We start from the raw sequence: 22406 nt of genomic DNA on the forward strand, positions 1-22406 counted from the left end.
TTTACTCAAAGACAAGGGCTGTCCCAAGCAGCCATTCCATGGCTTTTGGGACAGCCCCTTTTTATTGTACTGTAGGAATTACTAAATACGTGTATAAGATACTGCGTTATGTCGATCTTCGCTCAACTAACCTGTATGTTAAAGTGTTTAGCTTGTTTTTGATGTTATTCAACTTGTTATGCAAAATTATAAATGCATTCTCAGCTTGCTGATCGATAGGATAGTCAATCGTTGTTATATCGAGCAAGTGAGCCACCTCCGTATTATCGAAGCCCATAATCCCCAAATCACCTGGAATGGAAAATCCCAATCGACGAAGGGCTGTCATAAGACCAGCTGCCACTTCATCATTGGCACAAAAAATAGCATCAGGCCGGACTTCCTGCGATACCCACCATTTAGCAAGCTTCTCCCCATCACGCACTAAAGTTTTGTCTTCGAAATGAGGAAAAGAATACGCCATAAGATTGTGTTTTTTAACAAATTCTGAATGGGCACGAATGCGTTCCTTTGTATTCAGTCCTTTGGACATTGGATATATGCTGAGTATTTTTCGGTAACCTTTGGAATGAAGATATTCAAGACCTGTCCAATAGGCATGGAATTGTTCCATAAAGACAGATGGAAGATTTTTGTTTTGAAGACGTTGCCATATCACAATGGGGCCATACCGGGCATAGGATTCGATGACATCCCATTCATTGGACCGTATCAAACACACGATAGCATCTAATTGCTTCCGTTTTAGCATTTCCAGGGCGATAAGCTCCTTTTCAGGTTCTCCATTCGTAATAAAAAGAGTGATGATAAATCCGTTTTTCTCAGCAAAAAGAGTGAATGCACGAACAAAATTAATAATAATGGGACTAAAGGAGATCGTTATTATTCCAATCTGACGAGTTTCACCTTTTTTTAGAGAGATCGCATTTGCATTGGGGACATAATCAAGTTCCTCGATAATTCCTAAAACTTTTTGTCTGGTTAAATCACTGACATAGCCGTGTTTATTAATTACTCGTGATACAGTTGCTGTGGATACTCCCGCTAAGCGAGCAATCTCTTGAATATTCGCCACTTCTAACCACCTCTTATGAGAAAGCATATCATGTATTCTAAGCACCCACAAAGCAGAAAAGGCAGTTATTCCGAGCGCAGATTTTTTATGCTTGACATGTAATGCATTACATAAATTACAGTGCACATATAGTTTTAAATTCATTTTAGGAGGAATCAGAATGAAAAAAGGTCTGAAAATTGTAACTATTGGTGGAGGTTCAAGCTACACACCGGAATTGGTGGAAGGATTTATCAAACGATATCATGAACTTCCAGTCAAAGAGTTATGGCTAGTCGACATTGAAGCAGGCAGAGAAAAACTTGAGATTGTCGGGGCTATGGCTCAACGTATGGTAAAGGCTGCAGGGATTGATTGTGAAATTCATTTGACACTTGATCGACAGAAAGCTTTGAAGGGTGCAGATTTTGTAACGACTCAACTGCGAGTAGGACACATGGATGCAAGGATCAAAGATGAGACGATACCCAATAAATACGGATTAATTGGACAGGAAACGAATGGGGCAGGGGGTATGCTAAAAGCATTTCGGACCATTCCAGTTATTCTAGAGATCGTTGAGGATATGAAAGTGCTTTGTCCAAATGCATGGCTGATTAACTTCACGAATCCTGCAGGGATGGTCACTGAAGCAGTTCTTCGTTATGGAATGTGGGAGAAAGTCATTGGATTGTGTAATGTCCCCATTGTGGCTGTCAAAAATGAATCTGCAGTGCTCGAAGAGAATGAAGATACTTTATTTTTTAAATTCGCGGGGATTAATCATCTGCACTGGCATAAGATTTATGGACACAACGGCCAAGATCTTACCCGTCAAGCGATCGATAAATTGTATGGTCCTGATGCGAAATCAGAGAGAATCGTTGAAAATATTAAAAACATGCGATTCCTACACGAACAACTTGTCCAATTAGACATGCTACCATGCCCATATCACCGGTACTATTACATGACAGATGCGATGCTCCAAGAGGAACTTGAAGAAGCGAAGGGAGAAGGGACTCGTGGACAAGTGGTAAAACGATTAGAGGAGAGTCTGTTCGAACTTTACAAAGATCCAAATTTGGATCATAAGCCAGAAGAACTTGAGAAACGAGGCGGCGCCTACTATAGTGATGCTGCCTGTGAGATCATTAACTCCATTTATAACAACAAAGGAACCCAGATGGTTGTAAGTACACGCAATAATGGAGCGATCAATGATCTGCCAGTTGAAAGTGCAATTGAAATCACCAGTGTGATCACCTCCCATGGTGCTGAGCCTATTCACTTCGGTTCTTTTCCACCTGCACAACGAGGATTATTACAGTTAATGAAGTCCATGGAGGAATTAACGATTGAAGCGGCAGTTACGGGAAACTATGCAACGGCGCTGCAAGCATTTACGTCCAATCCACTGGTTCAAAGCGGTGACTCGGCCAAAGCTTTGTTGGATGAATTACTTGAGGCTCATAAACAGTATTTACCGCAGTTTCATCGAAAAGAAGATAATATTCTAAAAGGTGCCAATTTGCTTTAAAATTTGTCTTCACTAAAAAGGACTTCAGAGCCAATTAATATTGGTCTTGAAGTCCTTTAGTCATGAATAAGAGAAATTAATTGTTCATCGTCTGTTCTAAGAAGTCAGCTTAATGTATCTGAAAATGTTCTTGCCACTCACTCAAGCCCTCTTCCATTCGAAAAGCTGTGAACCCTTCAGATTGTAATTTTTGTGTGGCCAGAGCTGAGTAGACACACAGTGGACCTCTGCAATATGCGATGATTTCTGTATTTTTCGGTATCTCTCTTATGAATACCTCTAACTCCTCCATTGGTATCGAAATTGCTCCTGCAATATGATCCATTTCATACTCTTCTTTAGGACGTAAATCCACCAAAATTATTGAATCATTATTAATCTTTTCTCTAACCTCATCCATCGTAAGCGTTTGAACGTTATCAAGATTGTTTAGAAAATCATCTTTCATCCTATTGATATCAGGAAGTTGTTTTTCACTGATTCGCCATAAAGCGGAAAGGAATTCGATGATTTCAGGATCGGCCAAAGAATAGATCACGTATGTTCCTTTTTTCGAGAATTTAACCAATTTTGCATCGAGCAGAACTTGAAGATGGCGGGATACATTCGCAATATTCATGTCTGTGCAGGTAGCTATTTTTTCTACGGTTCTAGAACCATTGGATAGTACATTCAAGATCTCAAGGCGCTTATCACTGGACAAACATTTCCCGATTCTGGCCAATTGTTTATATAGATCTTCTTTAAAAATTTTTGCAGAGTTTAGTTCTTCCTCCATTATTGTCAACCTCTATTCTTTTTGTATTATAAAAACGGAAATCCCCAACTTCAATTCATGCAGACTGAAGCGTATAAAACACAGTTTCTAACGAGGCAATTTAATAATATAGATATTCAAAAGTTGATTTTACTCTTATGGTCATTCAATTGAATATTAAAATTTTAACATGAACCTCCCGAGTGGAGTCAAGTCAAAAGGATATAACCAGATGAAATTTATAGGGAATACTATGAAACATAAACTCTCACAAAAAAAGTTGACACTGCAATTGCGCTCTGTCGGCTTTTTTCATTATGCAAAGATTAGTCAAACATCCGCCCCCGAATATAATTTTCTGCAATGCGTGTCTCATTTATAGTCATTTTCTCACCAAGTGTTGACGAACAGAGTTTCTAATGCTATAATTCAATTAATCAATTGAATACTAAATAACATTGTTCATAAGCAATTGTAAAAACTAATAAATTGGAGGGATAGAATATGTATAAATCTGTAATTGTCGGAACTGGTCCAGCAGGATTGACCGCAGCGATCTACCTGGCCCGTGCAAATATGAATCCGCTCGTCATTGAAGGACTTGAACCAGGAGGACAGCTTACAACAACAACTGAAATTGAGAATTATCCTGGATTTCCAGAAGGTATCATGGGCCCCGAATTAATGGATAATATGCGTAAACAAGCGGAACGCTTTGGGGCTACATTTGTTAACGGTTGGGTAAAGACAGTAGATTTGGAAAAACGACCATTTAGACTGGAAGTGGATGGCAAAGGAGAAATCATTACTGAAACTCTGATCATTTCAACTGGTGCCAGTGCGAAATATTTAGGAATACCAGGCGAAACAGAAAATGTAGGCCGGGGAGTTAGTACTTGTGCCACTTGTGATGGTTTTTTCTTTCGAAATAAGGAACTCATTGTAGTGGGTGGAGGCGATACTGCATTGGAAGAGGCTAGCTTTCTAACACGATTTGCTTCCAAAGTTACCGTGGTACATCGTCGAGAAGAACTGAGAGCCTCAAAAATTATGCAAGATCGGGCTCGTTCAAATCCTAAAATTGATTGGGCATTAAGCAAGACCCCTCTTGAAGTTATTGCGGGAGAGCGTGGAGTGACAGGATTGAAAGTCCGGAACAATGTTTCAGGCGAAGAGGAAATCCTGGATGCAGGTGGTGTATTTGTAGCCATCGGCCACCATCCAAATACTGACTTTTTAAAAGGTCAAATTGAAACGGATGAGAATGGCTATATTGTCACAGTACCCGGAACATCAATGACAAATATTCCAGGTGTGTTTGCTTCTGGAGATGTACAGGATACTCGCTATCGTCAAGCTATTACTGCTGCAGGAACTGGAGCCATGGCGGCCATGGATAGCGAAAAGTTTATTGATTCTTTGGAAAATAATTAAGGGTTTTAGGGACAATCACAAGTATTGAAAAAATGGGAATGGTTCATATTATAATGTCTGATCAAAAAACAAGCTGAAAAAATGCCCGTAGGTACGAGGGTTCAAATGGAATGGTAAAAAACTAACTTATTTACTAAAAGGAGATACTAAAATGAAAAAAGTTACTTCTAAATCTGAATTTGATACAGCTATCCGTTCACCAAAAATTACAGTTGCTGTTTTTAAAGCAGACTGGTGTCCCGACTGCAAATTCATTGATCCATTCATGCCTGAAGTTGAAGAAAAATTTATGAATGATCTGGATCTCATTGAGGTGGATGTAGATAATGTTGGCACTGTGAGTGAAGAACAAAATATCATGGGTATTCCAAGCTTTGTAGCCTATGCCGACGGTAAAGAGCTTACTCGATATGTCAACAAGCTCCGTAAATCACGCGAAGAGATTGAACATTTTCTGCAAAGTGCTGTTGAGGTATATAACAAACGTTCATAAGATCGAAAATTGGATTAACCAAAGGAAGGTGATGTTCAACACTATGAATAAGAATAACCTGTATGAAACTTTAATGAATCACCGATCTATCCGTAGTTACACGGATCAAAAGGTCAGCGAAGAAGAACTGACACTTATCATGAATTCTGTGCAAGCAGCTCCTTCCTCTATTAATGGGCAGCAAGTGTCTGTGATAAGTATTGAGGATCGACAAACCAAAGAAAAAATCGCTGAATTGACTGGAAACCAGCCATGGGTAGCACAAGCTCCAGTGTTCTTATTGTTTTGTGCTGATTTTTTTAGAGCGAAAATTGCAGCAGAATTGAACGAGGAACAATTGGTTATTACCGAAAGTGTGGAATCGATCTTAGTAGGAGCGACTGAAGTTGGACTGGCAATGGGCAATGCGATAGCTGTAGCTGAATCATTAGATCTAGGTATTGTACCGATTGGAGGAGTTAGAAACCAGCCGATTGAATTAATTGAATTACTGGATATTCCTGAATATGTATTTCCAGTAAGTGGTCTTGTTGTTGGACATCCTGCTGATCTCTCTGCGAAGAAGCCACGGTTACCACAAAAAGCAATTTGGCATAAAGAACGGTACGACACCAACTTAGAAGGCCTTATTAAGGAGTATGATCAAACGATCTCTAGCTACATGGATAAACGTACAAATGGAAAAGAAACAAGAGGTTGGAGTCAAGAAGTATCCTCCTTCTATAACCACATTTATTTTCCTGAAGTGAGAAAAATGTTGGAGCAGCAGGGATTCGATTTCAAGTAATTTCAGTTCATTTTATAAACATTAGATATTGTAGCATATTCAGTGATAAAACTTGGAGGTTTTTATGAATAATTTTCAGTCAGTTGAAGCTCTTTTCAAACCATTCGAAATAGGGAATTTGAAACTATCTAATCGTATTATGATGGCACCAATGACACGCAACTTTTCTCCAAATGGAGTGCCGGGGGAGGATGTCGCTGCGTATTATCGTCGTAGAGCTGAAAATGGTGTAGGACTTATTGTAACAGAGGGTACATTCATCAATCATCGTGATGTTGTATCTGATCAAGAGAACGTACCACACATATATGGGGAAGATGCGCTAAACGGATGGTCAAGAGTGGTAGATGGTGTCCACGAGGTCGGTGGTAAAATTTTCTCACAAATATGGCACATGGGTGCACGCGGTAACGTCAATGATTACTCTAAACAAGAAATTACAGAATTGGTTGAAGCCTTCGAGCAGGCAGCAGCCAATGCTAAAAAAGTTGGTTTTGATGGTATCGAGATTATGGCGGCACACGGATTTTTAATTGATCAATTCTTCTGGAAAAAAACAAACACGCGTACCGATGAATACGGTGGCGACTTAGTCGATCGCACGCGCTTTGCTAGTGAGGTCATCGCAGCTTGCCGACGTGCTGTTGGACCAGAATTTCCAATTGTGCTACGAATCTCACAGTGGAAATATGATGCCTATACAGCAAAATTAGTTGAAACTCCAGAACAACTAAAACGTTTCTTAACGCCATTAGTTGATGCAGGCGCTGACATCTTTCATGCCTCTATTCGTCGCTTTTGGGAACCAGCGTTTGAAGGATCTGAGTTGAATCTTTCAGGATGGATAAAAAAACTGACAGGGAAACCAACAATTACAGTTGGGTCTGTCGGACTTGAGGGCGCTGATTTCGTTGATTTCTTTGCTACCGGGGAAGAGGCTAATGGCAAAGCCAACAAGATGGGTGATTTAATCGAGAGATTAGAACGTGAAGAATTCGATTTCATCGCAGTCGGACGTGCATTATTGGCTGACCCTGATTGGGTAAACAAAATCCGCGATGGACGAACAGAAGAATTGCTTCCGTTTACGCGTGAGGCATTGAACACATTGTATTAAACGGCGTTTAGGTATCTATGAAAAAGCGTACACAAAAATTTCTAATGAATAGAGGGGCTATCTATGAATCATCAGGACAGTTTATTTAAAAAATCGAATTTTAAACGTATTGGAGAATTCAACTCACTTTCTCCAGAAATATTTAAGGCGTTCGTATCCTTTGAAAAGCTAGCATTGGCCGAAGGTAAGCTTACAGCGAAATTCAAGGAACTGATTGCAATTGCTATAGCCCACACCACGGGATGCCCTTATTGTATTGAGGCTCATGTGAAACAAGCTAAGAAACATGGTGTTTCGAAAGAGGAAATGGCAGAATCGATTATGGTTGCTACCGCCCTCAAAGCTGGTTCGGCAATGGCTCATGGCGTTAATGCTTTAAATGCGTATGATGGAACCGAAGACGACGAGTTATTCCGTGCATCTTATATCAATCGACTGGGAGAGTTTACCCAATTAAGCGGTGATGCGTTTAAAGCCTTTGGTTCTTTTGATCAGAAGGCGTTGAAAGCCGGCATACTCAGTAGCAAGGAAAAAGAATTGATTGCGGTTGCGGTTGCCCATACGACTGGGTGTCCGTATTGCATTGATATTCATACGAAAGCAGCCAAAAAAGCCGCAGCTACCAAAGAAGAACTGGCAGAGTCGATTATGGTAGCTACTGCTTTGAAAGCTGGTTCCGCGCTTGCTCATGGAGTAAATGCACTGGTTGCATTTGACGAATAACCAAAACTGAAAAGGGGTAGACACATGAAAATTGAAATCTGGTCTGACATCGCATGTCCTTTCTGTTATATTGGAAAACAAAATCTGGAGCGAGCCTTAGAAGAACTACCGTATAAAGATGAAATAAGTATTGAATACAAAAGCTTTGAGCTTGATCCGGGAGCTTCTTCGTATGATGGGACAAGTTTTGTAGAAAAATTAACCTCTAAGTTTGGTGGAAGAGATCAAGCGACAGAATTTCTTAGCCACTTAACTCAACAAGCCAAGAACGTGGGATTATCCTTTCATTTAGATACTCTTAAACCTACAAATACACTGGATGCTCATCGTTTATTAAAATGGGCAAAAACGAATGGCAAAGAAAAAACGTTGAATGAAAAATTACTTATTGCTCATTTCACGGAATCAAAGGATGTAGGAGATCATGATACACTGGCCGACATTGCAGAAGCGGTTGGGTTAAACAGAAAAGACGCCCTTGGCGTATTGAAAAATAAGGATCTCTATGTAGATCAAGTACGAAATGATCAAGATGAAGCTCGTCGAGTTGGGATTAGCGGGGTACCGTTCTTTATATTCAACCAAAAATATGCAGTTTCAGGGGCACAGCCGATAGGGTCTTTTTCTCAAGTGTTGGAGAAAGTCTGGGAAGAAGAGCATCCGGTGGCTAAGTTTGAAATTCTTTCTGATGAAACATCTAGTGAAGGACTATGTACTGATGAAGGGTGTGCGATCCCGCCTAAAAAGTCATAAGGACACGCGAGGATTCAATTAAGATTGGTCTATGAATAATATAAAATAGAGGAGTCCTATACATGGGTAAAATGAACGGTATAGATGTGAATATGCTCGGAAGCTTAGCAGAAAAATATAAGAAAAACCCTGATGAGGCGATTACAAGTTTCACTTCCACAGTAAAATGGAAAGATGGGTTTTACTCGGAGGCCGAGGTTGGGGACTATAAGCCGGTACCCATTGATGAACCAGAGTGGCTATCCGGAACTGGAAAAGGGCCTAATCCGGTTGAGCTTTTGTTAAGTGCACTTGGCGCTTGTGTAGGTGTTGGATTCATTGCAACAGCAAGTGGTATGGGTATTAAAGTGAATTCGTTGGAAGTTGATGTTACTGGCGAAATAGATCTGAACGTTTTCTTTGGCTTAAGAGAAGGGAATTCCGGGTTTGATGAAATAAACGTTCGTTTCAATGTGGACAGTGACGCAGATGAAGCGCAGGTTGAAAAGTTGATTGCAAAAGCCATAGAAATATCACCTGTGAGAAACACCATTGAAAGAAACGTTAAAGTGCATTCGACGTATACACTTAACAATTAAAACCATACTTGATTGTTTTGCTAGAACCGTAGACATTATGCGAGAAACACATTGCATAATGTCTACTTTTTTTAGAATATTAGGACCCTAGAACTACATAGAAGCGTGCTGGTCTCGCTCCCGAAATGACCTTCATTTTAAGCGGTTTGAAAAGAATTACTATGGAAGAGAGTTCATGTAATTCCATAATGGGCTTTTTTAAAATACTTACTTAGCTAACTATTGACTTTAGACAAAAAGATTGTTACTATTTTCACGAGGGTAAGTTATTTTTTTCACAAAACAAAAATGGAGGCTATATTATGTTAACTACATTTAAAGCTACTGCTACAAAATTGCCAGGAGGTTTGCAGGTTGAGGCTCAATCCAGAGGTTTTAAAATCTTGATGGATGAACCTGAAGACTTTGGTGGAACAGATAAAGGAATGAATCCAGTCGAAGCACTACTGTGTGCGCTGGGAGCATGTCAGTCCATCGTTGCTGCTGCTTTTGCGGATGGGTATGGCTTTTCGTATGAAGAGTTGTACGTTGAGCTTGAAGGGGATTTAGACCCGGATGGGTTCATGGGGCTGGCAGATGTGAGAAGCGGTTTCCAGGAAATTCGTTTTGTAATGCACTTCAAAACGACCGAAAGCCAGGAAAAAGCAGAAGCTTTTGCGGCATTCATTGAGAAGACCTGTCCTGTTGGAGACTGCTTGGCGAACGGGGTTAAATTGGTACAATCAGGTGTAGTCAGACACTAAACTATTCGCTAAAAGCGGCGCGGCTTTACGCTTTTTAGTTGTGAAGGAGCATAAACATCATGGAAATTAAAATGTCAATGATTGCTGGGGGAAAAAAAGGAAAAGCAGGAACAATCAATGTACAGCTAGGGGAGAAGGTTTCTATCGGAGACCTACTCGTCGAGGTTGAGACGGGAAAAGGCAATCGAGAAATTACAGCGACCGCAGAGGGGACCATCAGCCACATTCTTTTTGAAGAAGGTGGAGAAATTTCCTCCAACCAAGTTTTGTTTACATTGGAAACCGCAGAAGAAGACACCGCTGCATTATCTGAAGCGCAGCCTGCTGGCATGGATCAGCCAGCCATGGCTAAGAAAGTTGAACTATTGATTATTGGAGCAGGACCAGGTGGGTATGTGGCCGCCATTTATGCCGCCAAGAAGGGGATTAAAGTTACATTAGTTGAAAAGGAAGAATTGGGCGGTACATGTTTAAATGTAGGTTGTATTCCAACCAAATCACTGGTTAAATCTTCTGAAGTTTGTCACTATGTCAAACAATCGTCTTTATTTGGTATCCACACAGGAACAGACCTTCAGGTCGATATGAAGCAGATTATTCGTCGTAAAGATGAAATCAAGGAAAAGTTAATTTCCGGGATTGACTACTTGATGGAGAAGAATAATATAGAAGTTATCCGCGGGCAAGCTTCTTTCTTATCCGCACATGAAGTGAGTGTAAAAGGGCAGAACCACTACCATATTTCAGCGAACGACATCATCGTAGCTACAGGTTCCAAAATTTCCAAGGTCAATATTCCTGGCATCGATCTTCCTTTTGTGATGAACAGCACTGATGCGCTTGCATGCACCGAGCTGCCGAAGAGCATCACGATTATCGGCGGGGGTGTCATTGGCATGGAGCTTGCCTTCATCTATCGTTATTTGGGTGTTGAAGTGCATGTAGTCGAATTTATGAGCCGACTGTTGACCATGGTCGACAGCGACATTTCTGAAGAAATTAAACATTCGGCGGAGCAAGCAGGGATTCATATCCATACAAACTCGAAGGTAGTCAAAGTCCAGCGTGCTGACGAAGGACAAGCGATTGTAACTTATGAGGATTCCCAAGGCGAGCACCTGCTCGTTAGTGAGAAAGTGTTGGTGGCTATTGGACGTGAGCCTAACTTGGATGGCTTGGAGGTTGAACGAGCCGGAATTCAGCTCAATGAACGTGGACGAGGCATTACCGTGAACGAACACATGCGTACAAACGTCGATCATATCTATGCGATAGGCGATGTTACAAATATTATGCAGCTTGCCCATGTTGCTTCACATCAAGGTACTACAGCTATCGATGGGATATTAGGCGAATCGGGAGGCATGCACTATACGGCAATCCCGAACGTGATTTTCACTTCACCTGAAATAGCTAGTGTAGGTCTATTAGAGGATGAATGTAAGCAGCAGGGGATGGATTACAGCGTGAGCAAGGTTTCCTTTGCCAGCAATGGTAAGGCGTTAACAATGAATGAACCGGAAGGTTTTATTAAATTGATTAAGGATAATCGCTCACAAAGAATAGTTGGAGGGGCGATTATTGGTCCCGATGCGTCATCCCTGATCAGTAGCTTAACGCTTGCGATTGCCAATGGGCTGACGGAGAAACAAATCATGCACACCGTTTTTGCTCACCCGACTACGGGAGAAGTGATTCATGAAGCTGCATTCGGCTTTAGCATTGGGGCGCTACATCAAGCATGAAACACGGTGATGTAGCCATACCATTTCACAAAAAGTGAAATGTTTGCTATCATATTACGAATAGAGGAGAAATACACGGAGATAAAACTGTTGGGATTGGTTGGTGTGTCTATTGTTTAATTTAGAGGATTGCCTTGCTTTTGTCACAAACCGTAGTGGGAAAATCTTTGCAGAAGCATTGGAGAAAGAGTTTCGTCCCTACCACATCACCAGGAGCCAATGGATCGCTATGTATTACATCTATATTCAAGAATCCATTACCCAGCGAGAACTAGCAGAAGAAATGTCGATTAAAGAACCGAGTGTGGTCCGTTTGCTTCAAAAACTGGAATACGATGGGCTTATATATCGCTCCGCTACTAATTCAGATAAACGGGTCAAGCAGTTAGAATTATCTGATAAGGGTGTAAAGGTATGTCTCGACTTAATGCCAATTGCCGAAAAGTTCAAAAACGATACAATCGCAGGTATTTCCAAGGACGATCTTGAGACATTCAAACATGTGTTGAGTATTATGGTTGAAAATACAAAATAGCGATGATCTGAAACGTTGCCCTTGAATGGATCTTTAGACAAATGTACTCTTTCGTTTTTTGTTTGAATACGAAAGAGTATATTTTTGTTCGGTTATTCTTAGGATCTTTCAAAACCTAAGAGAAGGACATTATTGATTTGCTAAGAAGCTGCCTGGAAAGGGTAGTGACGCACAGGCCGAAGGATGCTGGTACGCTCAGCTGTGTGAAGTTAAACCCTTATGAGGTTGGCTAAAATGGATTGACAACAAGTTTATCCCTTTTAAGTTGAGATTATTAAGAAAGCTGCAGGAAAAACTGTCACTGAAATCATTAGCGAACGAGTGTTTAAACTTTTAGGATTTACTCAAACGGAGTGGAGAATAGAAGGGGAAGAAACGCCAGTACAGCGAGAGAACTTGCTTTGTGGGGGAACTTGCATCTGAATAAAGGAGCTATACACGGGCAAAACACTCAAATGTGTCTTAATGACCAAACAAATGTTCAACAATCAAATCTCATGCAAGTTTGACAATTGACTCGGCAGCCTTTTGGAATAAGGGTAAATCAGCAACTTATTATTTTTAACATGAAAAGATTAGATAAGTATTTTACTATATTTCACTGCTCTCTCTCATTAAGCTAAAGGTCAGGATGTTAGTTTGAAACATGCTTTAGGGGCCTGATTACTCTAAAAGCGGGGACGAAGAAGAAAATATTGATAAACTATCTATAAAGGAGCCAACTTACTGTGGAGCCACTGAAAAAGTTTGCCTTTTAGAAAAAAGTTACTCAGCTATTTAAGAAAGTTGAAGAAGTTGCATCTATTTGACTTATAATAAAACCATCACGAAACTTGAAGAGAGCGGATGATTTAGCAACAAATAACCTGATGCTGAGTCCTTATGCGATACTGTTAAAGAAACTCATATCACAGTGAAGGGATGATAAGTGTTGATAGATCACAACAATCTTGAAGAGTATCAAGATCCAATGAATTATGATCTTGAATTTGGCGGCGAGACAAAAAAATACAATTTCTATCTTGAAGTTGCTAGATTGAACCCGGGGGAAGTTTTAGAACTAGCATGTGGTACAGGATTAACAACAATATATTTATCAAAATTGGGGATTAATATAACAGGGGTTGATATTTCTTCAGCGATGCTTGCATATGCGCGATTTAAAGCCCAAGGTCTGCCTGTGGATTTTATTGAAGCTGATGCTCGTACATTCGATTCTGAAAAGCGTTTTTCCATGATTTATTTGACAGGAAATGCATTTCAGGCATTTTTGAGTGATGAAGATCAAATAGCCTTACTCGGAACAGTCTACAAGCACTTAGAGCCCAATGGGGTGTTTGTTTTTGAAACACGTAATCCCATGGGGACCGATTTATCAAACCAAGAGGAAACAATTTGGGGAGAATTTATCGATAGGGCTGGAATTAAAGTCAAGGTATCTGGAATACAATCCTATGATTCAAGAAACCATATAATGCATTGGGTCACTTTCCGTGATTGGGGATCCAAGAAAACAACTTCACGAATTGCATGTCGTTTTACTGATAATGATACGCTTAAACGTTTGTTAACTAACCACGGCTTTAGTATAGAAAGCCAATATTCAGACTGGGATAAAACTCCGTTCACTTCTTTATCCTCTTCCATCATTAGTGTTTGTCGAAAAAGCGAAGAACTTGGTTCCACCTCCTTTTAGGCATGTATCTACTCATTACTTAAAAGGGCAATTAATCCTGCAGACTCTGCGGAGATCTCCACGGCGGTTCAATCCGCAAATAGTGTGGGAATTCCAGTTAATACGCTCGCGTCATTTTGATCGTTCCAAAGGATTGAAAGTGATGGAGAACTACTCCACTCCGGCTGAATTGAAGTTGCTGACCAAGGAAAACGCGAATTAATTAAATTATATTGTACCCTGAGCATCCCGTTTTGGACGAATAGCGCCAGAACGGGATTTTGCTGTTACAGCAGCATCTGAAATTGCTGGCAATCACTACTTAAATTCTACTGGTGTTAGACAAGAACATAGGACCCGACCAAGCCGCTAAACTAGCGGCTTTTGTTTTACATTTTGGAAGAGATATGGAATCACGTCAAACGGTTTATTAGCTTCTAAAGCACATAAAAGAAAAAAAAGTCGCTGGAGTACTAGTCTGTGGGATTTCTACGTTCATTGACCTTGAGTCAAAAACTTCTTATGCTCTTTCGGCGATAGCCCGACCTCCTGCTTAAACAGCTTGGAGAAATAGGAATAGTTCGTATATCCGGTTTTGCTGGCTATGGTGTAGACAGACAGATTAGTTGTCTCTAGCAGATGCTTGGCGGCGGCGATGCGGACTTGTGTGATGTAGCTGCCGAGGGAGATGCCGGTTTCCCGCTTGAACAGTCTGGCCAGGTAATCCGGGTTAAGGTAGACAATCTCCGCCAGAACATTTCGGGTCAGATCATCTCCGTAGTGCTCATGAATATATTGCTTAATCTCGTCGGCAATGGATTTGGGCTGTGCAGCGAAGTCGCGGTACTCCATGGCGGTGTTGACCAGATCCTTCAGATAATCCTCCATATCTTCAATAGAATGCAGGAAGTGGCGCGGCAGCTTGCCATTGTCCTTGCCGGCATACAATTTATGGGCCTGAATGCCCTTCTGCTTTAGATAAGAATACAGCAGCTGTACGATATCCTGCCGATACAGGTCAAGCACGGAGGTGTCGATCGACTTGTGGCTCAGCATGGCTCTTAAATAATGGATGACCTCTTCCAGAAAAGAAGCCAGTCTGTTCTGATTGAGCAACTCTTCCAGCTGGGCCAGATCCGGCGGGGTATAGGATGATTTCGGTTGACGATGGTAGTTCTCCACCAGATAGGAATGGTTCCGGCATTTCGTCAGTTCTTCGTCCATGTTCAGCAACTGTTTCAAGGTGTTGCCAATCTGGTTCAGCTCTCCGAACAGACCGATATTGCAGCAGGCGTCGCATTTCAGATAGGGAACAGCTTTCTGAATAAAAGAAGCCCCAATGGCCTGCAGCGCTGCGGTATCCTCCGGATGATGCTTCCACTTAAGGATGGCGATCCAGTTGTAATCTTTAACTTCCAGAATACTTTCGATCATGTAACCGGGGTTTTGCAGCAGCTCATAGAGCACATTTAGCAGCGCAAAATCAAACAGGTCCTTCTCATCCTTGCCCATGCTACCATTATGCGGAAATACATTGAAAAGAATAGGCTGGATGAGATCATTCAACTGATAAGACAGGTTCTGTTCTTTGATCGCATGGATGATATCCGCTTGTTTAAGCGGGAAGGAGGTACTTCCGCTGACCAGCCTGCGCCAGAAGTGCTCCAAATTTTTGGACTGGTTCTTCTGCCAGAAGTAACCTCCAAGAATGGCCTGCTCATTGTTCTGTTGCTCCTTGGCGCGGACAATCGCTTTTTGAATAATCAGTATCAGCTTGTCAAACTCAATCGGCTTGAGAAAATATTCAAAGCTTTGCAGCTCGATTGCTTTCTGCGCATAATTGAAATCGGCGTAGTTGGTCAGGAGGATCGCCTGAATACTGAGATTCCGTTCTCTGATCCAAGCCAGGAGCTCCAGGCCGCTGCCCTGCGGCATCTCAATGTCGGAAATCAGGATTTGTACCGGATGCTTCTCTAGAATGTCCCGTGCCTGGGCCACATTATTGGCTGTGTATACCGTTTCGATGCCCAACAGATTCCAGTCAATTTTTTTCTGCAAAGCCGCAATTACGTAGTAGTCATCATCTACAAGCAAAATATTCATTGGCCACTCTCTCCTTCTAAAGTTTGTTCTGGAAGATCCGGCAGCAGAAGAGTGACACTTGCGCCGCCGCCGGGCAAGTTCGCGAAATTAATACTGGCCAGATTGTAGTACAGATACTCCAGCCGTTTAAGCGTGTTCATTATGCCGATCTGCGTGCCTTTGGTCTGGTCCAGCGGCAGTCCGGCCTCAAGCTTCTCCAGCACCTCTGGCGGAAAGCCCGGTCCGGTGTCAGAGAGCTGGATCTGCGTCGCTTTGATATCATCCGCCAGAAGGCACCGTTTCACGGTGATCCGGATCTGCACTTCATTTTCCCGTGAGATGGCATATTTAATAGAGTTCTCAATGAAGGTCTGCAGCACGAGAGGCGGGATTTTCACGTTCTTTGCTTTCTCGGGAAGCTCCACATAGTAGCTGAAGGCGTCCTGGTAACGCTGCTTCTGAATCTCCAAATACATCTGGACATGCTCAATTTCATGTTCCAACGGGACAAAGTTTTCACCATTCTGGAACAGATAACGGAAATACTTGGAGGTTGTCATCGCCATATCCTCGATCTCTTGATACGATTGAATCTGAGCCATGCTGTATATGCTGGTCAGGCAGTTGAGGAAAAAATGCGGCTTGATCTGCTGCTTCATATAGTCAAGCTGAATTCGCTGCTTCTCCAGCTCCTGCTCATACATGGCGATCTTGAAGATTTTGACCTGCTCGACGAGTTCCTTGAACTGGGAGTTGGCCTGCTCCAGCTCAATGATTTTGCTGCTCTTGTAATCAGCAGGCTGGCTTTCTTCATTAATACGTGCCAGATTTTCGGCGAAGCTCTGAATCTGCCCAAGCACTCTTTTATTAAAGAACACCATAATGACGAACAGCGAAGACGTAACAATGAAGAAAAGCAGGACAATTAGGAGCTGGGCAATCATAATCTTTTCAAAGGCTCCGAATTGAATAACCATCCTGGCGCTGAATGTGGTGCCCAAGAACTCGCTACTGATTGTGGTGCGCTGCTGCATCAATAGGGAGGAACCCTCGTCTCTCGACACAGGCCTGCCGTTATTAGAAACAGGACTGGTGAGAACGGTTCCCTGATCATTCACGAGCGAAGCATAGCCGTTGGCCCCGAGATTAATCTCACGCAGCGGGCGGATCAGGTTGTCGGCAGAGATCATTCCGATTAGATAACGGTTGTAGTATGGGACAATGTTGATCACATAGTATTTACCGTTAACGAGGACAGGCGTCCACTTAGAGTAGAACTTCTCGTACACCTCCGTGTCGTCGATAAAGGACATAATCTTTTTTTTCAGCTCCATGTAGTCCGTATAGGTCACACTGAGCGGCGCACAGTTCAGGAAGTAGGAGTGGTTCTTTAAATAATAGAAAAAGTTGAATTCCTGCCCGTAATTCTTCTGCAGCTCAGTGAACTTGCTGCGCAGACTTTCGTTTGACTCGAGAAATTCGATGCTGTTGAAATTGTAGGCGTTCATCATGTTCAGCGTTTCGTCATTCGCCAGTGTCCAGCCCATATAGTGATTCATGTAATCGAAATCATGATTGATCCGGTTGATGTACAGAGCCGCGGTATCCTTCAGATAGCGGGTGGACTGCTGCTTGACGATAATAATAGAAGTAATGCTAATCACCAGATCTACAATAAGCACCGTAACCGCAATCATAAGCATGACCTTCACATAATGGCGGATCGGAAGCGGTTTTTGTCCTGCTTTTTTTTGTGTCACGTCTGTTATTCCAGGTCCTTTCCGGGCAATCATGGCTATGAATGCGTTTTAATAGATAACATCAATATTATAAAACCTTTACGCAAAAAAACATATGAACAGGAAGGCATTTCGCCGTTAAGTCCGGAAAGCGTTAACAAAAGTCTGGAAACTGTTATTTTAATCTCTGTTAGGAAGAAATCCCGGCGGAAGTTTGGTAGAGGTAGTGGCAGAGGTCCGAATAACGACCCAAAGTGTCCGGAATGCAAATACAGGGGCGGTTATGATTAGACATGTAATGAAGGGCATATTTAAGAAACGGGGGATTTAACACAATGGTCAAACAGAGCAATAAATTATCGTCCAAAAAACTGGTCACCGGCCTTCTGGCTGCCGTGATGGCAGCCGGACTCGTAGGCTGCAGCGGCAACAATGAGAATACTTCAGCAGCAAGCGATACGAGCAACTTCAATAAGGAAGGCCTCCCGATTGTTACTGAGCCGATAACACTGAAGGTTCTGACTGTCCGATGGGGCAGTATGGGTGATACTTTCACCCAGAACCAGTGGCTGAAGGATCTGGAGAAGAACACGAATGTCAAAATCGAGTGGGAAGTGATGTCCTCCAATGACTGGGCAGAACAGAAATCGATTATGCTGGCAAGCGGTACACTTCCGGATGTAGTGCTGGGCAGTCAGTCCTTCTCGGATTCGGATATCGTCAACAATCTCACCTATTTCCGCCCGCTGGATGATTATATCGATCAATACATGCCGAATCTGAAGGCAGCGATGGAAGAAACGCCTGATTTGAAAAAAATCAGTACCTTCCCCGACGGGAAAATCTACTCTTTGCCGACAAGACTTCCATCCCGTCCAAAAAGCTCTCGTCAGCCTGTAATCAACAAAACCTGGCTCGACAACTTGGACCTGCAGGTTCCGGAGACAACCGACGACCTGTATAACGTACTGAAGGCATTCAAGGAGCAGGACCCGAACGGAAACGGCAAGCCCGATGAAATTCCTTATATCGAGATCAACAATGATACTATCAGCCCGTTCGGGATCGCTGATCTCAATAATAACTTCATGCTGGTGAAGGACGGTCAAGCGGTATACTATCCAATTTCGGAAGAGTACAAAGAAGGTCTGAAATGGGAGAATAAATTGTACACTGAAGGTCTGCTAGATAAAGAGTTGTTCACACAGGACAATACAATGAGATCCGCCAAGTTCCAGAATCCGGATGCTCCAATCGTAGGCTTCTCGTACCAATGGACTCCAGATGCTGTATTCGGCAAATGGAGCGATCAGTATGTGACCATTCCGCCGATTGCCGGACCTGATGGCAACCGTTATACCGTTGGCAATCCGATCGGGATGAACCTGAGCCGCAACGAACTGCTGATTACTACTTCTACTAAATATCCGGAGGTTGCCGCGCGCTGGGCTGACGAGTTCTATACGAATGAAGCTAGCATCCAGAACTTCTGGGGCGCTATCGGAACCGTTATCCAGAAGAATGATGACGGCACGTACAGCCTGATGGACCCGCCAGCCGGAACGAGCGCGGATGCCTGGTATTGGGATCAATCGCTGCGAGATTTCGGGCCGAAATACGTAAGCCCATCTTTTGAGGAGAAAATTGTCTTAAGCGGGAAGAGCGGAGACGGGCTGAAGCTGCAACTGGATAAGCTGGGCAGTGAATTCGTTACTACACCGTTCCCTAACGTAATGTACACTGCGGAAGAATTCGAGGAGTTACCTACGCTGACCACGGACATCGAAGGTTACGTGAATACTATGCGGGCCCAGTTTATTTCCAAAGGAAATATTGATGAACAATGGGATGCTTATGTGAAGCAATTGAACGACATGGGTCTTGAAAAGCTGATCAAAATCCGCACGGATGCTTACGAACGTTATATGAATGTGGAATAAAGAAAAATTGTAATCATGGAGAAACTGGGATATACCCTAATATTATTGCCCATAACCTTGTCCTGAGCAGAGCAAGAAGTATCTGCATCCTGCTGCTGCAGCCGGCCGAGAAATGGTTCGGCAGCCTATTCATGATGGAACTGGTCCGCGGAGTGGTAACAGGCGAAAGCCTGCTGGGCTTCGATCTTCTGATCGGTACAGGAGACGGAGAGCTGGAGAAGCTGGAGACGGTCTCCCGTCTGCTGTGTGGACGGCGGGCTGACGGTGCGACTGTACTGTCCACCGGCAAAGAGGACTTGGAGCCATCGGAGTTATCCCCGTTTTCGTACCTCAGCACGGTTGTATAATAGCCAAAAATAGATGGAGCAACTTAAGCTTCATCTATTTTTTGAGGGACCGCTTATTATCGGGACTCTCGAATAGGGAAATTAGTATGCTGTCCGGGAAGATGTTATCTGAGGACGGTATTTTTGTGCCTGTAAAGAGTAGATTTCATAACCAAAAGTCCGGATAACAGCAATGAAAGTCCATATAATATATAGCTTTGCTCTCAGTGCAGATGCTGTATCCTTTAGCCTTCAGACGGCGGCATTAAAAGTCCGTTTAACGTTTACATAAGGTCCGACAGGCGCAGAAGGTGAACGGTATACTGAAGACAAATACACAGACAGACTTATGCTTCGTATAGGCTCACAACAATTATTGGAGGAGATTTCATGAGATCCGCTGGGACAAGTCCGGGGAGGATGTTCGGACAAATGAAACGAAACTGGGGGCTGTATCTGCTGCTGCTTCCCGCTGTAGTGCTTACCCTATTATTCGCCTACAAACCGATGTACGGGATACTGATTGCCTTCAAAGATTACAGCCCGGCTTTGGGCATCGCTGACAGTCCGTGGGCGGGGTTCAAATATTTTGAGAAGTTTTTTAATTCCTACCAGTTCTCGAACACGATCAAAAACACGCTGATTATCAGCTTATACAGCCTGGTCACATTCCCGATTCCGGTCATGCTTGCGCTGATGGTCAATCAGATGCGACCGAACCGGTTCAGACGTTTTTTCCAGACCGTATCGTATATGCCGCATTTCATTTCCACGGTGGTTATGGTCGGACTGATGATGATTCTGCTGTCGCCAAGCACCGGTCTTGTAGGCAATCTGTACAGCCTGTTCGGCAAAGAAGCTCCCGATCTGATGGGCTCCGCCGGGCTGTTCAGCAGCGTGTATGTCTGGTCGGATGTGTGGCAGCATGTCGGCTGGGACAGCATTATTTTTATCGCCGCCCTTTCTGCGGTGGATCCCAGTCTGTACGAGGCCGCTACTGTCGACGGTGCAAGCCGCTGGCACAAAATTCGCTATATCGATATTCCGATGCTGATGCCGACGGCGGTTACGCTGCTCATTCTGCGTGTCGGGGGACTGCTTGGTGTAGGCTTTGAAAAGGTGTATCTCATGCAGAACGATTTGAACTCCACTTCAAGCGAAATCCTGTCTACCTACGTCTACAAAATTGGGCTGCTCAGCAGCCAGTACAGCTTCTCGTCAGCAATCAACCTGTTCAATACGGTTATTAACTTTATTTTGCTGATCATCGTAAATCAGATTTCCAAAAAAATGAGCGAAAACAGCTTGTGGTAAAAGGGGAGAACTGGCATGGGAATACTTACGCCTGCAGTTAAAGAGAACGCGGGGAAAATTAAAAACAACCGTTCCTCAGATACGGTTATGGAATATGTCATGTACGCAATTGCGGTGGTCTTTCTGGTCATCCTGATGTATCCGCTATATTTTATTGTTATCGCTTCCTTCAGTGATCCTTCAGCCGTGGCCGGCGGTCAGGTGTGGCTGTTCCCTAAGGGGTTCACGCTGGACGGCTACAAAGAGCTATTAAAGCATCAAAATATCTGGATTGGTTACCGGAATACGATTCTTTATACGGTGGTCGGTACAATCATCGGTCTTGCAGTAAATATATCGGCAGCGTATGCATTATCCAGGAAAGATCTCGCAGGACGCAAATTTCTGTCGCTGTTCTTCATCTTTACGATGTTTTTTAACGGCGGCTTGATTCCTACCTTTCTGACCATCCGTGATCTTCATATGTACGATACGTTCCTGGTTATGGTGCTGCCTTTCTCGGTGGGAGTGTACAACATTATTGTGGCAAGGACCTTTTTCCAGACCAGTATCCCCGGGGATTTGTGGGAGGCGGCGCAGATCGACGGCTGCGGGAACCTGCGGTATTTTGCACAGGTGGTGCTTCCGCTGTCCAAAGCGATTATTGCGGTGCTCGGGTTATGGATCGCTGTCGGGCATTGGAATTCTTATTTTAATGCCTTGATCTATTTGAAGAATCCGGATCTACATCCACTGCAGTTGATTCTCCGCAACATTCTGATTACCAATCAGATGCAGTCCGGTATGGGGACAGGTGAGGCAGCGCAAATCGCTCTGCGTCTCGCCAACATGATGAGATATTCCGTAATCATCGTTGCGACCGTTCCAATTATGTGTGTATATCCGTTTGTGCAAAAATACTTCAATCAAGGGGTAATGATTGGCTCGGTGAAAGAGTAGCCAGTAAAATTTTCAAAAAACACTATAGTGTCAGCCCCAGTGAACTAAAAAAGTAGAAACGCCTATGATCCGAATAGATACGTATATGTTCAGACCCCTCACTCCTTTTCTACAATGAAAATACAGTAATTA

The 22406-nt window shown here is 43.0% G+C and carries 20 protein-coding genes; 16 read left to right on the forward strand and 4 right to left on the reverse strand.

Annotated features, from left to right (window positions below; translation table 11 throughout):
• Positions 1–106 precede the first annotated feature (106 nt).
• Entirely contained in the window at positions 107–1075 is a 969-nt protein-coding gene (locus IEY53_RS24890) for a LacI family DNA-binding transcriptional regulator (RefSeq protein WP_189029817.1), read from the reverse strand.
• A 160-nt stretch (positions 1076–1235) separates the two neighbouring features.
• Here IEY53_RS24890 and IEY53_RS24895 point away from each other — a divergent pair, with 160 nt between their 5' ends.
• A complete protein-coding gene (locus IEY53_RS24895; protein WP_189029819.1) occupies positions 1236–2594 on the forward strand; it encodes a 6-phospho-beta-glucosidase in 1359 nt (452 codons plus the stop codon).
• 109 nt (positions 2595–2703) lie between these two features.
• On the opposite strand, the gene IEY53_RS24900 is transcribed toward IEY53_RS24895, so the two are convergent.
• The gene (locus IEY53_RS24900) at positions 2704–3372 is read right to left on the reverse strand and encodes an ArsR/SmtB family transcription factor (protein WP_189029821.1); all 669 of its coding nucleotides are present in this window, start codon (positions 3370–3372) and stop codon (positions 2704–2706) included.
• A gap of 483 nt (positions 3373–3855) precedes the next feature.
• On the opposite strand from IEY53_RS24900, the gene trxB reads away from it, so the two are divergent.
• The 11 genes from trxB (at position 3856) to IEY53_RS24955 (ending at position 13955) form a co-directional block, all read left to right on the forward strand.
• Entirely contained in the window at positions 3856–4785 is a 930-nt protein-coding gene (gene trxB / locus IEY53_RS24905; RefSeq protein ID WP_189029823.1) for a thioredoxin-disulfide reductase, read from the forward strand.
• A 151-nt stretch (positions 4786–4936) separates the two neighbouring features.
• Positions 4937–5278: a thioredoxin family protein gene (locus tag IEY53_RS24910; protein WP_189029825.1), complete on the forward strand. Its 342-nt coding sequence runs from the start codon at positions 4937–4939 to the stop codon at positions 5276–5278.
• A 43-nt stretch (positions 5279–5321) separates the two neighbouring features.
• Positions 5322–6065, forward strand: a complete 744-nt coding sequence (locus tag IEY53_RS24915) for an NADPH-dependent oxidoreductase (protein WP_189029827.1) — start codon at positions 5322–5324, stop codon at positions 6063–6065.
• 64 nt (positions 6066–6129) lie between these two features.
• Positions 6130–7182: an NADH:flavin oxidoreductase gene (locus IEY53_RS24920; RefSeq protein ID WP_189029829.1), complete on the forward strand. Its 1053-nt coding sequence runs from the start codon at positions 6130–6132 to the stop codon at positions 7180–7182.
• 63 nt (positions 7183–7245) lie between these two features.
• Positions 7246–7905, forward strand: a complete 660-nt coding sequence (locus IEY53_RS24925) for a carboxymuconolactone decarboxylase family protein (RefSeq protein WP_189029831.1) — start codon at positions 7246–7248, stop codon at positions 7903–7905.
• Positions 7906–7929: 24 nt separating this feature from the next.
• Entirely contained in the window at positions 7930–8658 is a 729-nt protein-coding gene (locus IEY53_RS24930) for a DsbA family oxidoreductase (RefSeq protein WP_189029833.1), read from the forward strand.
• Between the two features lie 62 nt (positions 8659–8720).
• Positions 8721–9236 (forward strand): OsmC family protein, encoded by a 516-nt coding sequence (locus IEY53_RS24935; protein ID WP_189029835.1) that lies wholly within the window; start codon positions 8721–8723, stop codon positions 9234–9236.
• 302 nt (positions 9237–9538) lie between these two features.
• On the forward strand, positions 9539–9979 hold the full coding sequence (locus IEY53_RS24940; RefSeq protein WP_189029837.1) for an OsmC family protein: 441 nt from the start codon (positions 9539–9541) through the stop codon (positions 9977–9979).
• A 59-nt stretch (positions 9980–10038) separates the two neighbouring features.
• Positions 10039–11724 (forward strand): dihydrolipoyl dehydrogenase, encoded by a 1686-nt coding sequence (lpdA, locus tag IEY53_RS24945; protein WP_189029839.1) that lies wholly within the window; start codon positions 10039–10041, stop codon positions 11722–11724.
• 103 nt (positions 11725–11827) lie between these two features.
• Entirely contained in the window at positions 11828–12259 is a 432-nt protein-coding gene (locus tag IEY53_RS24950) for a MarR family winged helix-turn-helix transcriptional regulator (protein ID WP_229696339.1), read from the forward strand.
• A 931-nt stretch (positions 12260–13190) separates the two neighbouring features.
• A complete protein-coding gene (locus IEY53_RS24955) occupies positions 13191–13955 on the forward strand; it encodes a class I SAM-dependent methyltransferase (RefSeq protein WP_229696340.1) in 765 nt (254 codons plus the stop codon).
• A 474-nt stretch (positions 13956–14429) separates the two neighbouring features.
• On the opposite strand, the gene IEY53_RS24960 is transcribed toward IEY53_RS24955, so the two are convergent.
• Both IEY53_RS24960 and IEY53_RS24965 read right to left on the reverse strand, forming a co-directional pair.
• Positions 14430–16037, reverse strand: a complete 1608-nt coding sequence (locus IEY53_RS24960) for a response regulator transcription factor (protein WP_189029841.1) — start codon at positions 16035–16037, stop codon at positions 14430–14432.
• Positions 16034–17776, reverse strand: a complete 1743-nt coding sequence (locus IEY53_RS24965; RefSeq protein WP_308424255.1) for a cache domain-containing sensor histidine kinase — start codon at positions 17774–17776, stop codon at positions 16034–16036. Before IEY53_RS24965 ends, IEY53_RS24960 begins: the two co-directional genes overlap by 4 nt.
• A 377-nt stretch (positions 17777–18153) precedes the next feature.
• On the opposite strand from IEY53_RS24965, the gene IEY53_RS24970 reads away from it, so the two are divergent.
• From IEY53_RS24970 to IEY53_RS24985, 4 genes are all read left to right on the forward strand, one after another.
• A complete protein-coding gene (locus tag IEY53_RS24970; protein WP_373293931.1) occupies positions 18154–19695 on the forward strand; it encodes an extracellular solute-binding protein in 1542 nt (513 codons plus the stop codon).
• A gap of 131 nt (positions 19696–19826) precedes the next feature.
• Positions 19827–20042 carry a type 1 periplasmic-binding domain-containing protein gene (locus IEY53_RS24975; RefSeq protein ID WP_189029845.1) on the forward strand — a complete coding sequence of 72 codons (216 nt, stop codon included), beginning with the start codon at positions 19827–19829 and terminating at the stop codon, positions 20040–20042.
• A gap of 411 nt (positions 20043–20453) precedes the next feature.
• A complete protein-coding gene (locus tag IEY53_RS24980; protein WP_229696341.1) occupies positions 20454–21335 on the forward strand; it encodes an ABC transporter permease in 882 nt (293 codons plus the stop codon).
• Positions 21336–21350: 15 nt separating this feature from the next.
• A complete protein-coding gene (locus IEY53_RS24985) occupies positions 21351–22274 on the forward strand; it encodes a carbohydrate ABC transporter permease (RefSeq protein WP_189029849.1) in 924 nt (307 codons plus the stop codon).
• The last annotated feature ends 132 nt before the right edge of the window (positions 22275–22406 follow it).

Origin of the sequence: Paenibacillus albidus (assembly GCF_014644435.1) — a bacterium.
Classification (GTDB): Bacteria; Bacillota; Bacilli; order Paenibacillales; family Paenibacillaceae; genus Paenibacillus_AQ; species Paenibacillus_AQ albidus.

Bases quoted from the DNA above. Each gene is read 5' to 3' on its own strand.
- IEY53_RS24985 (WP_189029849.1), top strand. From the start codon at position 21,351: ATGGGAATACTTACGCCTGCAGTTAAAGAGAACGCGGGGAAAATTAAA.
- IEY53_RS24975 (WP_189029845.1), top strand. From the start codon at position 19,827: ATGATGGAACTGGTCCGCGGAGTGGTAACAGGCGAAAGCCTGCTGGGC.
- IEY53_RS24925 (WP_189029831.1), top strand. From the start codon at position 7,246: ATGAATCATCAGGACAGTTTATTTAAAAAATCGAATTTTAAACGTATT.
- IEY53_RS24900 (WP_189029821.1), bottom strand. From the start codon at position 3,372: ATGGAGGAAGAACTAAACTCTGCAAAAATTTTTAAAGAAGATCTATAT.
- lpdA (WP_189029839.1), top strand. From the start codon at position 10,039: ATGGAAATTAAAATGTCAATGATTGCTGGGGGAAAAAAAGGAAAAGCA.
- trxB (WP_189029823.1), top strand. From the start codon at position 3,856: ATGTATAAATCTGTAATTGTCGGAACTGGTCCAGCAGGATTGACCGCA.
- IEY53_RS24930 (WP_189029833.1), top strand. From the start codon at position 7,930: ATGAAAATTGAAATCTGGTCTGACATCGCATGTCCTTTCTGTTATATT.
- IEY53_RS24970 (WP_373293931.1), top strand. From the start codon at position 18,154: ATGGCAGCCGGACTCGTAGGCTGCAGCGGCAACAATGAGAATACTTCA.
- IEY53_RS24960 (WP_189029841.1), bottom strand. From the start codon at position 16,037: ATGAATATTTTGCTTGTAGATGATGACTACTACGTAATTGCGGCTTTG.
- IEY53_RS24940 (WP_189029837.1), top strand. From the start codon at position 9,539: ATGTTAACTACATTTAAAGCTACTGCTACAAAATTGCCAGGAGGTTTG.
- IEY53_RS24895 (WP_189029819.1), top strand. From the start codon at position 1,236: ATGAAAAAAGGTCTGAAAATTGTAACTATTGGTGGAGGTTCAAGCTAC.
- IEY53_RS24915 (WP_189029827.1), top strand. From the start codon at position 5,322: ATGAATAAGAATAACCTGTATGAAACTTTAATGAATCACCGATCTATC.
- IEY53_RS24935 (WP_189029835.1), top strand. From the start codon at position 8,721: ATGGGTAAAATGAACGGTATAGATGTGAATATGCTCGGAAGCTTAGCA.
- IEY53_RS24980 (WP_229696341.1), top strand. From the start codon at position 20,454: ATGAAACGAAACTGGGGGCTGTATCTGCTGCTGCTTCCCGCTGTAGTG.
- IEY53_RS24910 (WP_189029825.1), top strand. From the start codon at position 4,937: ATGAAAAAAGTTACTTCTAAATCTGAATTTGATACAGCTATCCGTTCA.
- IEY53_RS24920 (WP_189029829.1), top strand. From the start codon at position 6,130: ATGAATAATTTTCAGTCAGTTGAAGCTCTTTTCAAACCATTCGAAATA.